Genomic DNA, 11907 nt, shown 5'->3' with positions numbered 1-11907 from the left:
GAAAGATGGAGACTGTTGTAACAGTAAAGAAGAAAAAAAAGAAAAAAGGAAATGTGACTTCACCTTGGCATCAAGCATTTACCAGAATTAAGAAAAATAAATTAGCGTTGTTTGGTTTTTATATCCTAATTTTTATGTTTGTATTTTGTTTTATTGGGCCATTTTTTTCACCATACGTTTCTGGAACGATTCAAGTCACACAAATTAATAAGCCACCCAATTTTTCTCATTGGCTTGGTACAGATCAGCTTGGAAGAGATATTTTAACACGATTAATGCAAGCGGGACGAATTTCATTAACAATTGGTTTAGCTTCGATGGTACTATCCGTCATACTCGGTGCATTATTAGGAGCTATCTCTGGTTTTTATCGTGGTATTGTAGATCATATTATTATGCGTATTGCAGACGTGTTAATGTCTATTCCAGGATTACCATTACTTATCATTATGGGTGCCATCTTATCAGAATGGAAACTTCCATCTGAATATCGACTTTATGTTGTTATGATCATGTTAAGTTTGATTGGATGGCCGGGGCTTGCACGTCTGGTACGAGGACAAATTTTAACACTTCGAGAACAATCATTTATGCAAGCTGCTGATGTATTAGGATTAAAGGATTACCGGAAGATTGTACATCATTTAATTCCGAATGTATTCCCTTTATTAATTGTTGTGGCAACGTTAGGTGTAGCGGGAGCTATTTTAAGTGAATCAGCATTAAGTTATTTAGGTCTTGGGGTTGTTCCACCTACGCCATCATGGGGGAATATGATTAGTGCAGCAAACTCATTAATTGATTTCCAAAAACGTCCATGGTTATGGATACCGCCTGGTTTTGCGATTTTTATAACAGTTGTATCAATTAACTTACTTGGTGATGCACTTCGTGATGCATTAGATCCAAAAATGAAGCGGTAGGTGAGGAATCATGAGTAAAGCAGTAATAGAACTACAAGATTTACAAACACACTTTCATACGGAAGAAGGTACAGTGAAAGCTGTGAATCATGTTAGCTTTTCTGTACGAGAAGGTGAAACAGTTTGTGTAGTGGGAGAATCAGGTTGTGGGAAAAGTGTAACGGCTTTATCTATTATGGGACTTATTGCGGAATCTGGCGGCATTGTTGGCGGTGATATTCTTTATGAAGGCCAAAGTCTTTTGGGGATGAAAGAGAAAGAACTTCGAAGTTTAAGAGGAAATGATATCGCGATGATTTTTCAAGAACCAATGACATCTCTTAACCCAGTTTTTACTGTTGGAGAACAAATTGTTGAGACGTTAAGAGAGCATGAGCTCCTTAGTAAAAATGAAGCATATAAAAAAGCTATTGAATTAATTCGTAAGGTTGGTATTGCACGTGCTGATGAAATTGTTCATTCGTATCCCCATGAGCTAAGCGGTGGGATGCTGCAACGGATCATGATTGCGATTGCACTGAGTTGTAACCCTAAATTACTAATTGCTGATGAGCCCACAACAGCACTAGATGTTACAATTCAGGCGCAAATACTAGATTTATTAAGACAGGTAAAAGAAGAATTTAAAACATCTATTTTATTAATTACACATGATTTAGGTGTTGTAGCAGAAATGGCAGATTATGTTGTTGTGATGTATGGTGGCAAAGTCATTGAAGAAGCACCTGTACTGGAGCTATTCCAAAATCCTAAACACCCATATACAAAAGGATTATTAAAATCAAAGCCGGTAATGGGGAAACGAACAGATAAACTTTATTCGATTCCGGGGCAAGTTCCAAACTTAGTTGGTTTAGATGAATTTTGCTACTTTAGCGGTCGCTGTGAACATTGCATGGATATATGTAAGAATGAGGCGCCAGGCCTTGGAGTGCATGAAGATCATCATAAAGTAGCTTGCTGGTTATATGAGGAGCGTGCTGAGCAATGAGTGAACCTTTATTAGAAGTGAAGAATTTAAAAACGCATTTTCCGATTAAGGGCGGCGTATTTGGTAGAACGATTGGGCATGTAAAAGCAGTAGACGGAGTAAGCTTTACGATTAATAAAGGTGAAGTGTTTGGTCTAGTAGGTGAATCTGGAAGTGGAAAAACGACAATTGGTAAAACCATTCTTCGTCTCGTTCAAAAAACAGAAGGTGAAGTGAAATTTAAAGGGCAAGATGTTCATACGTTATCGAAAGAGGAATTACGAAAGTATCGTCCTAATATGCAACTTGTATTCCAAGACCCGTTTAGTTCATTGAATCCAAGGATGAGAATTGGAGAAGCGCTTGGTGAACCAATGCTAGCACATGGCTTAGCTACGAAAGAGAATGTTCGTGAAAAAGTGTTAGAAGTATTAGAACTATGTGGTTTAGCACCATATCATATTGATCGTTATCCGCATGAGTTTTCGGGAGGACAACGCCAGCGTATTGTTATTGCAAGGGCGATGGTATTAAATCCAGAATTTATTGTTGCTGATGAACCTGTTGCAGCATTAGATGTATCTATTCAAGCACAAATTATAAACTTGTTTAGGGAATTACAAGAGAAAAAAGGTTTATCCTATTTATTTATTTCACATGATTTAAGTGTTGTCGAACACTTATGTACAAAAATTGGAATTATGTATTTAGGGACAATCGTGGAAACAGCTCCCCGTGACGAGTTGTTTGCAAATCCGCTTCATCCATATACGAAGGCGCTGTTATCAGCTGTACCAATTCCTGATCCCGCTGTTAAGCGAGAACGAATTATTTTGCAAGGTGATATTCCAAGTCCAGCGAATCCGCCTTCAGGCTGCCGTTTTCATACACGTTGCCCGTTTGCGACGGATATTTGTAAGCAAGCTGTACCAGAATTTCGTGATATTGGGGAAGGGCATCTCGTTGCTTGTCATCATGTATAAAAGAAAAAGGACTCTTTCAAATATGAAAGAGTCCTTTTTTATTTGCTTGATGATGGTTGTTTTAGTACATACTGTTCAATTGCACGAGCAACACCATGCTCGTCATTTGTTAATGTAACAACATCACATAATTTCTTTACATCTTCTTCAGCATTCCCCATAGCAACAGATAGGCCAGCTACCTCTAGCATTGGTACATCGTTAAAGTTGTCTCCAATGGCAATCGTATCTTGAATTGGAATATTGAAATAAGACGCCATTTCTTGTAATCCATTTCCTTTATGACCATGCTTGTCCATAATTTCTAAATTTGTCGGAGCTGATGCTGTAACCATAATTTCTTTATCTCCTTGTAAAGACTGTGATAGTTGTGAGCGATGCTCTGCGTCAAACGTCAAAATAAAGAATTTCGAGATTTCTAGCTCTGGATTATTTACGACATCTTCGATTTTTTGGAAATCAGTAATTAAGTTCGATTTTTTTTGCTTCTCTGTAATTCGTTCCAGTTCTTCAATTGTGACATCAAGTGCATGCTTATTTTCTTCGAATGCATGCATTACTTTTTCATTCCAATTATAAGGAGAATAAACTCCTTTATTTGTGTACAACTTATATGGAAATCCTTCAGATTCTAGTAATTTAGCAAGCTTGTATACTTTATCATTTTGTAAACAACGTGCGTTAATTACTTTTCCGTCAACATAAACAATTGCCCCATTACTTGCTCCAACTGGAAGTGATAATTGATACTCTTCCAATAGTTTTAAAGCATCTTCTTTTGCACGACCAGAGCAAATCATTACAACATGACCGGCTGCTTTAGCATCATGAATAGCTTGTAAATTTTCCTTGGAGATTTCAAGTTTAGATGATAGTAGTGTACCATCCATATCTAGTGCGATTAATTTCAAACTGACCACCTCTTTGTTTTTTATTATACATAGTTATCTTGAGGAAACATATAAACTTATCTTGGGCTTTATGGAAATGTTAATGAGACAAACCTTTAAAATGATTCCGAAAGAGTATGATGAGGGAGCAAAATTGAAAAGGTACTCGTTCTACTACGTTTTATTTCGATTTGTAACCTAATATTACATTAATGTTACAAGTATGTATGTGTTGGAAACCGCTGTATAAAGGGGTTTATAAAAAATATTAATAATATCGTAAAAAAAATGTAATAAATTTTACGTATTCATATTGCAGTATGAAAAAACTTATGTTACATTAATGTTACAAACGTTACACGAGTTAACTTAATGTAACGATAAGATAAAAACTATGAATTAATCATTTCTTAGAAGTTACATATAAATATCTATTGATAAGGAGAGCGTAAATATGAAAAAAGAACAAGTATTACAACTAACAAAAATGGATTTATTAGGATCAGCAGGTGGAGCAGCAGTATTAACAGCATTAATCGTACTTCTTTCTAACGTTTTAGTATAATAGAAACTTTGTACAAGCAGTAGAACGGATCGTATCAAATAAAAAAAGTTATGAACTGAAGGGAGAATGGAGAATATGGAAAACAAAGAAGTGTTACAAGTAACAAAGATGGATTTATTAGGATCAGCGAGCGGAGCAGCAATATTAACAGCATTAATCGTACTTTTTTCTAACGTTTTAGTATAATAGAAACTTTGTACAAGCAGTAGAACGGACAGTACCAAATAAAAATAAAGTTATGAATTGAAGGGAGAATGGGAAACATGGAAAACAAAGAAGTATTACAACTAACAAAAATGGACTTATTAGGATCAGCAGGAGCAGCAACAGTATTAACAGCATTAATCGTATTTCTTTCAAGTGTTTTAGTATAATAGAAGTTTTGTACAAGTAATAGAGCAGAATGAAGATTGCAAAATAAAGCTGAAAGGAGAATGGGGAATATGGAAAACAAAGAAGTATTACAAGTAACAAAAATGGATTTATTAGTATCGGCGAGTGGAGCAGCAGTATTAACAGCGCTCATTGTATTCCTTACAAATGTATTAGTATAATGAATATAGAGAAACAGAATTACCTATATCTTATTAAGACAATTATCCTAAAAAAATAAAGGCCCTAACGTATTATAGATATTTAATATGTTAGGGTCTTTTTATTTTTGAGGTAACAAAGAGACATACTACCAGCTTTGATTATGTTGTTTTAAATAGAAAAAAGTCGAATTTTATATGGGAGAAAAAAAGAGGTATTTGACAGAAAAGATAGAAAACTTTAAAAGTCAGAAATTTGTTAGCTTGCTAACTAATTTTTTTATTGGTAGATGGAAGCGTTTTCGGATGGTTCTAAGTATGTAACATTCAATTTATTTACAGGGGGATGAGGAATTTATGAAACAAAAATCTATGGATACGTTAGCTGCACAAATGGAGGATTTCTTTCCGGTACGTGATGTCGATCATTTAGAATTTTATGTAGGAAATGCAAAGCAATCAAGTTATTACCTTGCAAGAGCGTTTGGATTTAAAATTGTTGCCTATTCGGGATTAGAAACAGGGAATCGTGAAAAAGTATCTTATGTTCTCGTGCAAAAAAACATGCGTTTTGTTGTGTCTGGGACTTTAAATAGTGATAGCCGTATTGCAGAATTTGTAAAGATCCATGGTGACGGAGTGAAAGACGTAGCTTTACTTGTTGATGATGTTGAGAAAGCATACTCAGAGGCTGTAAAACGAGGTGCGGTTGCGATTGCTCCACCTGAAGAGTTAACAGATGAACAAGGAACATTAAAAAAAGCAGTAATCGGTACGTATGGCGACACAATCCATACGCTAGTAGAGCGTAAAAATTATAAAGGAACATTTATGCCTGGTTATGAGAAGATTGATTTTGATATTCCGAGTGACGAATCAGGCTTAGTTGCTGTAGACCATGTTGTTGGTAACGTTGAAAAAATGGAAGAGTGGGTTAGCTATTACGAAAACGTTATGGGCTTTAAACAAATGATTCATTTTGATGATGATGATATTAGCACGGAGTATTCCGCGTTAATGTCAAAAGTTATGACAAATGGAAGCCGTATTAAGTTTCCAATTAATGAACCGGCAGATGGAAAGCGAAAATCACAAATTCAAGAGTACTTAGAGTTTTATAACGGTGCAGGTGTACAGCATCTTGCATTGTTGACAAATGATATTGTGAAAACGGTTGAAGCGCTTCGTTCAAACGGAGTTGAATTTTTAGATACACCAGATACGTATTATGAAGAGTTAACAGCACGCGTTGGGAAAATCGATGAAGAAATTGATAAGCTAAAAGAGCTTAAGATTCTTGTGGATCGTGATGATGAAGGGTACTTGCTACAAATTTTCACAAAGCCAATTGTAGATCGCCCAACATTATTTATCGAAATTATTCAGCGTAAAGGTTCTCGAGGATTCGGAGAGGGAAACTTTAAAGCTCTATTCGAATCAATTGAAAGAGAGCAAGAACGACGCGGAAATCTATAAAAATTTACTTATCAGTGGGGGCTGTGTCTCCCACTGATTAAAGTTTCATTTTGTATAAATAGTGAGGAGGAAAATTGATGAAATTGATTACATTTCGTCTTCCTTCAGGAGAGATGCGAGCTGGTTGGCTGGAAGGTGACAAAGTAATTGATATGAATATAGCAAGTAATGGCACTCTTCCTTCATCTATGCTTGCTTTTTTAGAGAAAGCAGATGAATATGTAGAAATAGCCCATGGTATTCGAAAACCAACAAGTGGCATGTACGCTTTGGAAGATGTGCAGCTTTGTGCAGCCATCCCAAACCCAGGTAGTGTTCGTGACTTTTATGCATTTGAGCAACATGTTAAAACGGCTCGTGGTCGTCGTGGATTAGATGTTGTTCCAGAGTGGTATGATATTCCGGTTTTTTATTTTACAAATCATCGTGCTGTCATCGGGCCAGAAGTTACAGTTTCTTGTCCGAAACAAACTCAAAAGCTTGACTATGAGTTAGAAATCGCTTGTGTTATTGGGAAAGAGGGAAGAAATATTTCGCGTGAACAAGCAGAAGAATATATTTTCGGTTATTGTATTATGAATGACTGGAGCGCAAGAGATTTGCAAGCTGAGGAAATGAAAGTAGGGCTTGGTCCGGCAAAAGGAAAGGACTTTGCTACTTCATTAGGAGCTTATCTTGTTACAAAAGAGGAGTTAGATGTTTATCGCACAGGTGAACGTTATAACTTAGAAATGACTGCCCATGTGAACGGAGAGCTATTGTCTAAAGGGAATTTCCGAGATATTTACTATACGTTTGCAGAAATGATAGAACGTGCTTCGCAAGATGTTACGTTATATCCAGGAGATGTAATTGGTTCTGGCACGGTTGGCACTGGTTGTATTTTAGAACTTGGTACAGAAAAGTGGTTACAAGATGGTGACGTTGTAGAACTTACGATCACTGGACTAGGTACATTGCGTAACACAGTGAAAAAAGAAACGAAAGCGGGTGATGGGCATGTATTATCGTCACATGGGGGAGCTTCCTCATAAACGGCATGTACAATTTCGTAAAGAAGATGGATCACTTTATCGTGAACAGGTGATGGGAACGAAAGGTTTCTCTGGTACACAATCTATTTTGTATCATCATTATATGCCAACTGAAGTAGGACATGCTGCGTTAGCGCATTCTTGTCAGTTACAGTATGAAGAAGATGTGGCGCTTGCTCATCGTCATTTTCGCACGAAAGAGAATAGAAAAACTGGAGATGCGGTAAGTGGGAGGAATTTTATATTAGGAAATGAAGATTTATTAATTGGTGTTGTTAATCCGACAGAAAAAATGGATTATTTTTATCGCAATGGTGATGGAGATGAAATGTTATTCGTTCATTATGGAACTGGGAAAATTGAGACAATGTTTGGAACGATTCATTACCGGAAAGGTGATTATGTAATGATTCCAATCGGAACAATTTACCGAGTTATTCCAGATGAAGGACAATCTAAGTTTCTTGTTGTAGAAGCGAATAGCCAAATTACAACACCGCGTCGTTATCGTAATGAGTATGGTCAATTATTAGAACATAGCCCTTTCTGTGAAAGAGACATTCGAGGGCCGGAAAAATTAGAGACATATGATGAAAAAGGCGAGTTTGTTGTCATGACAAAGTCGAGAGGTTATATGCATAAACATGTTATGGGACATCATCCTTTAGATGTTGTCGGATGGGATGGATATTTATATCCTTGGGTCTTTAATGTAGAAGATTTTGAACCGATTACAGGCCGTATTCATCAGCCACCGCCAGTTCATCAAACTTTTGAAGGTCATAACTTTGTTATTTGTTCTTTTGTGCCGCGTTTATATGATTATCATCCGGAAGCAATTCCAGCACCGTATTATCATAGTAACGTAAATAGTGATGAAGTTCTTTATTATGTAGAAGGGAACTTTATGAGCAGAAAAGGTGTAGAAGAAGGTTCAATTACACTCCATCCGAGTGGTATTCCACATGGGCCGCATCCCGGGAAAACAGAAGCAAGCTTAGGGAAAAAAGAAACAATTGAATTAGCGGTTATGATCGATACGTTCCGTCCGCTCCGTATTGTGAAACAAGCGCATGAAACGGAAGATGAGAAGTATATGTATAGCTGGATTGAAGAAGGTTCATATACTAAATAAAGTGAAAATTCCATCAAGGGAGGCTCACTGCCCGTAAATAGCGAGATAAAAGAAAGAGGCATGCTCATAAAATGATTATGCCTCTTTCTTTGGTTGGAATCGACAATTTATAGAATATCAAAAATAATTATAAAAAGATATAGGGATATAGTTATACGTATTGTTTGTATATTATTTATCTTTTTATGTGGAATTACGATTTAATATAGTTTTAAAGCTAAATAATGGAAATGACTGTGTGTGGATTGCATTTTATTCTGCTAGCTGATGAGATATTTTTCTGCTTATTTCGACAAAAGTGTTGACTAAAAAACACGTTATGAGTAAAATAAAAAATAATTAAAATTTTCAGAAAATTAAAACTTAGAGGTGCATGCTATGAAGCGAATTTTTCAAAAAAAGCCGATTGCAAAACTAATGCAAGAAAGTAAACAGAAAACATTAGCGAGAACATTGGGAGCATTGGATTTAACAATGCTTGGAATTGGAGCTATTGTCGGGACAGGTATTTTTGTTCTTACGGGTGTTGTGGCAGCGAAACATTCTGGACCAGCTATCATTTTATCATTTGCTATAGCTGCGTTAGCTTGTGCCTTTGCTGCATTCTGTTATGCAGAATTTGCATCTTCTGTTCCGGTTTCGGGAAGTGTTTACACGTATACGTACGCAACGATGGGAGAGGTATTTGCATTTTTAATTGGATGGGATTTAATGTTGGAATATTTATTAGCAACATCTGCGGTAGCCAATGGATGGTCTGCTTATTTCCAATCCTTGTTAAAAGGTTTTGGGATTCATATTCCGACCATTTTATCTTCTGCTCCTGGAACAGGAAAGGGTGGCCTTATCGATTTACCAGCTGTTATTATCATTTTAATTATGACTGCCCTTTTATCTAGAGGTGTACGTGAAAGTGCTCGCGTAAACAATATTATGGTTTTTATTAAGTTAGCAGTTGTATTACTCTTTATCTTTGCTGGTTTTAATTATGTAAAGCCGGAAAATTGGACGCCGTTCATGCCATTTGGTCTTGATGGTGTAATGGCTGGGGCTGCAACGGTATTCTTTGCATTCATTGGATTTGATGCTGTATCAACGGCAGCGGAGGAGGTAAAACGTCCGCAACGCGATTTACCAATTGGTATTATAGCATCATTACTTATTTGTACGATTCTTTATATCGTTGTTTCACTTATTTTGACAGGAATTGTACCTTATGGTCAGCTGAATATTTCTGATCCAGTAGCTTTTGCACTTCAGTTTATTGGACAAGATGGTTTAGCAGGTGTTATTTCGGTAGGAGCAATTACAGGGATTACAACTGTAATGTTAGTTATGATGTATGGGCAGGTTCGTGTTTCATATGCAATGAGTCGCGATGGGTTATTACCGAAGCGTCTTGCGAAAGTTCATCCGAAATTTAAAACACCGTTTTTAAATACATGGACGACAGGAATTATCGCAGCACTTATTTCGGGGCTTATCGACTTAAATGTATTAGCACACCTTGTAAATATGGGAACATTATCGGCATTTGCTCTTGTAGCAGTTGCGGTTATCGTAATGAGAAAAACACACCCAGATTTACCACGTGTTTTTAAAGTGCCACTTGTACCAGTTTTACCTGCATTAACGGTTATCTTTTGTGTATATTTAATGCTTCAATTATCAGGAACCGCATGGATGAGTTTCGGCATTTGGATGGTGATTGGTATAGCGTTTTACTTCTTATATAGTCGAAAGCATAGTGTTTTAAGTAATAAAAAGGATGAGGAGAATGTAGCGAATTTATAGGAAAAAGATCCGTTCTAAATAGAATAGAACGGATCTTTTATTTTGAAAATTTACATTTTTCTAAAATTAATATAAGATAAGGAGTGGTTGATTAAAGGGGTGTTGTAAATGAAAAAGACGTGGCGTGAGTTACAAGCAATGGACCGTAATGTGTGGATTCGTTTTATAGGAGAAACACTGAATGGAATTGCAATGATGATGTTAATGCCATTTTTTGCATTGTATTTAAAAGATAAAGTAGATTCTTTATTACAAGTAGGGATTATTATGGCGCTTTCTCCTATTGCGGCAAGCTTTGGTTCGCTTATAGGTGGCCGAATTGCTGATATATATGGTAGAAAACCTATTATGATATTTTCGATGGCAAGTAATGCATTGTTGATGCTCGGTTTTTTATTTATAGAAGGATTTATTCCTTATGCTATTTTGTCTATTTTTTTAGGGTTAAGTAATTCATTATTTCATCCAGCAGCATCGGCGATGGTAGCGGATGTCACAGCACCTGAAAAGAGGACGGAGGCATACGGTTTATTGCGAATGGGACATAATATTGGCGCGGCAATCGGACCGATTATGGGTGCTTCTGTAGTTGTACTTTCGAAAAACCTTGTATTTATTATTGCTTCCTCTACAATGCTGCTTTATGCACTTCTTGTGTTAATGCTTATTCAAGAAACGATGCCAAAAACTGCATTGAAAGAGAACGGGAATACGAAAAAGGAAGCAGAATCTGTTTGGAAAGTTGTTTTGAGAGATAAGGTACTTATGATTTATTTATTGACTGGTATTATTATTTCCATGGGTTTCTCGCAAACAGAAGGCATGCTCCCCCTTCATTTTGATAATGAAATGAAAGAAATCTTTGGGAAAAATAACCCATATCCATATTTAATGGCTTTAAACGGCTTGTTAGTTGTCTTATTCCAATTCCAAATTTCAAAATGGGCAACAGATAAACCGGTTGGAAAGACGATGTTATATGGGGCATGGTTATTTGGAATCGGGCTGTTATTCATCGGTTGGCTTCCAAGGTGGTTTGGTGAATTTGGAACAGGGGCTACGGTTATTTTAATAACATTACTTGTTGTCTATGCGGTATATACGCTAGGTGAAATGATTATGTCTCCTGTACAAATGACATTTGTTGCAAATTTGGCACCAGAGCATTTACGTGGAACATATATGGGGGCGGCAAGTTTGCAGTGGATTACAGGGAATGCGTTCGGCCCGCTTCTTGGCGGACTACTACTTGATCGATCGCTTGGGCATGTATTGTTTACGATTTTAGGAGTGGGGTGTGTAATAGCCGGTCTTGTATATATTTCTTTAGATCACCTTGTAGAACAAAGACAAAGGGAAAATGTGGTGAAACAATCTTCTTAATCAATAGGTGACATACACAAAAAACAGCATTTCTTCATATATATTAGATACATAACTAGATCAGGGGATGACACAGATTTGGTGCAAGAAAAGGATATGAATTTACAATAGCTGTTCGTAAAAATGTAATTGGTGAAACCGTCCTGCCATTTATCCCACTATTTGCGGGCAGTAAGACCCCCGCCTCAAAATTCAGCAAAAGTAAAGAAGTTAGGTGGGGT

13 protein-coding genes are annotated in these 11907 nt (G+C 36.6%); 12 read left to right on the top strand and 1 reads right to left on the bottom strand.

Annotated features, from left to right (window positions below; genetic code table 11):
- Window positions 1–5 precede the first annotated feature (5 nt).
- The 3 genes from opp4C to MHH45_RS15275 are packed head-to-tail and all read left to right on the top strand — an operon-like array spanning window position 6 to window position 2876.
- Entirely contained in the window at window positions 6–923 is a 918-nt protein-coding gene (gene opp4C, locus MHH45_RS15285) for an oligopeptide ABC transporter permease (RefSeq protein WP_016117016.1), read from the top strand.
- Between the two features lie 10 nt (window positions 924–933).
- The gene (locus MHH45_RS15280) at window positions 934–1914 is read left to right on the top strand and encodes an ABC transporter ATP-binding protein (protein ID WP_016117017.1); all 981 of its coding nucleotides are present in this window, start codon (window positions 934–936) and stop codon (window positions 1912–1914) included.
- Window positions 1911–2876: an ABC transporter ATP-binding protein gene (locus MHH45_RS15275; protein WP_016117018.1), complete on the top strand. Its 966-nt coding sequence runs from the start codon at window positions 1911–1913 to the stop codon at window positions 2874–2876. Before MHH45_RS15280 ends, MHH45_RS15275 begins: the two co-directional genes overlap by 4 nt.
- Window positions 2877–2914: 38 nt before the next feature.
- On the opposite strand, the gene MHH45_RS15270 is transcribed toward MHH45_RS15275, so the two are convergent.
- Window positions 2915–3787, bottom strand: coding sequence for a Cof-type HAD-IIB family hydrolase (locus MHH45_RS15270; protein WP_088094339.1), 873 nt, complete (start codon window positions 3785–3787; stop codon window positions 2915–2917).
- A 433-nt stretch (window positions 3788–4220) separates the two neighbouring features.
- Between MHH45_RS15270 and MHH45_RS15265 the strand changes: the two genes are divergently transcribed.
- The 9 genes from MHH45_RS15265 (at window position 4221) to MHH45_RS15225 (ending at window position 11686) form a co-directional block, all read left to right on the top strand.
- A complete protein-coding gene (locus MHH45_RS15265) occupies window positions 4221–4331 on the top strand; it encodes a DUF3948 family protein (protein ID WP_016117020.1) in 111 nt (36 codons plus the stop codon).
- A 75-nt stretch (window positions 4332–4406) separates the two neighbouring features.
- A complete protein-coding gene (locus MHH45_RS15260; RefSeq protein ID WP_016117021.1) occupies window positions 4407–4517 on the top strand; it encodes a DUF3948 family protein in 111 nt (36 codons plus the stop codon).
- 77 nt (window positions 4518–4594) lie between these two features.
- Window positions 4595–4705, top strand: a complete 111-nt coding sequence (locus MHH45_RS15255; protein WP_016117022.1) for a DUF3948 family protein — start codon at window positions 4595–4597, stop codon at window positions 4703–4705.
- A gap of 69 nt (window positions 4706–4774) precedes the next feature.
- Window positions 4775–4885, top strand: coding sequence for a DUF3948 family protein (locus MHH45_RS15250; protein ID WP_016117023.1), 111 nt, complete (start codon window positions 4775–4777; stop codon window positions 4883–4885).
- A 336-nt stretch (window positions 4886–5221) separates the two neighbouring features.
- Window positions 5222–6340, top strand: coding sequence for a 4-hydroxyphenylpyruvate dioxygenase (gene hppD, locus MHH45_RS15245; RefSeq protein ID WP_016117024.1), 1119 nt, complete (start codon window positions 5222–5224; stop codon window positions 6338–6340).
- A 77-nt stretch (window positions 6341–6417) separates the two neighbouring features.
- The gene (locus MHH45_RS15240) at window positions 6418–7374 is read left to right on the top strand and encodes a fumarylacetoacetate hydrolase family protein (RefSeq protein ID WP_016117025.1); all 957 of its coding nucleotides are present in this window, start codon (window positions 6418–6420) and stop codon (window positions 7372–7374) included.
- Entirely contained in the window at window positions 7340–8509 is a 1170-nt protein-coding gene (locus MHH45_RS15235; protein WP_033671677.1) for a homogentisate 1,2-dioxygenase, read from the top strand. The genes MHH45_RS15240 and MHH45_RS15235 overlap by 35 nt, the downstream gene beginning before the upstream one ends.
- A gap of 378 nt (window positions 8510–8887) precedes the next feature.
- Complete coding sequence (locus MHH45_RS15230; RefSeq protein WP_016117027.1) at window positions 8888–10303, top strand: amino acid permease; 1416 nt, start codon at window positions 8888–8890, stop codon at window positions 10301–10303.
- 108 nt (window positions 10304–10411) lie between these two features.
- Window positions 10412–11686, top strand: a complete 1275-nt coding sequence (locus MHH45_RS15225; protein ID WP_016117028.1) for an MDR family MFS transporter — start codon at window positions 10412–10414, stop codon at window positions 11684–11686.
- The last annotated feature ends 221 nt before the right edge of the window (window positions 11687–11907 follow it).

Origin of the sequence: Bacillus sp. FSL K6-0042 (assembly GCF_038006685.1) — a bacterium.
Lineage (GTDB): Bacteria > Bacillota > Bacilli > Bacillales > Bacillaceae_G > Bacillus_A > Bacillus_A pseudomycoides.
The sequence above is the reverse complement of the archived record's forward strand: the minus strand, read 5'-3'. Positions and strand labels throughout refer to the sequence as shown.

Bases quoted from the DNA above. Each gene is read 5' to 3' on its own strand.
- opp4C (WP_016117016.1), top strand. From the start codon at position 6: ATGGAGACTGTTGTAACAGTAAAGAAGAAAAAAAAGAAAAAAGGAAAT.
- MHH45_RS15280 (WP_016117017.1), top strand. From the start codon at position 934: ATGAGTAAAGCAGTAATAGAACTACAAGATTTACAAACACACTTTCAT.
- MHH45_RS15275 (WP_016117018.1), top strand. From the start codon at position 1,911: ATGAGTGAACCTTTATTAGAAGTGAAGAATTTAAAAACGCATTTTCCG.
- MHH45_RS15265 (WP_016117020.1), top strand. From the start codon at position 4,221: ATGAAAAAAGAACAAGTATTACAACTAACAAAAATGGATTTATTAGGA.
- MHH45_RS15260 (WP_016117021.1), top strand. From the start codon at position 4,407: ATGGAAAACAAAGAAGTGTTACAAGTAACAAAGATGGATTTATTAGGA.
- MHH45_RS15255 (WP_016117022.1), top strand. From the start codon at position 4,595: ATGGAAAACAAAGAAGTATTACAACTAACAAAAATGGACTTATTAGGA.
- MHH45_RS15250 (WP_016117023.1), top strand. From the start codon at position 4,775: ATGGAAAACAAAGAAGTATTACAAGTAACAAAAATGGATTTATTAGTA.
- hppD (WP_016117024.1), top strand. From the start codon at position 5,222: ATGAAACAAAAATCTATGGATACGTTAGCTGCACAAATGGAGGATTTC.
- MHH45_RS15240 (WP_016117025.1), top strand. From the start codon at position 6,418: ATGAAATTGATTACATTTCGTCTTCCTTCAGGAGAGATGCGAGCTGGT.
- MHH45_RS15235 (WP_033671677.1), top strand. From the start codon at position 7,340: ATGTATTATCGTCACATGGGGGAGCTTCCTCATAAACGGCATGTACAA.
- MHH45_RS15230 (WP_016117027.1), top strand. From the start codon at position 8,888: ATGAAGCGAATTTTTCAAAAAAAGCCGATTGCAAAACTAATGCAAGAA.
- MHH45_RS15225 (WP_016117028.1), top strand. From the start codon at position 10,412: ATGAAAAAGACGTGGCGTGAGTTACAAGCAATGGACCGTAATGTGTGG.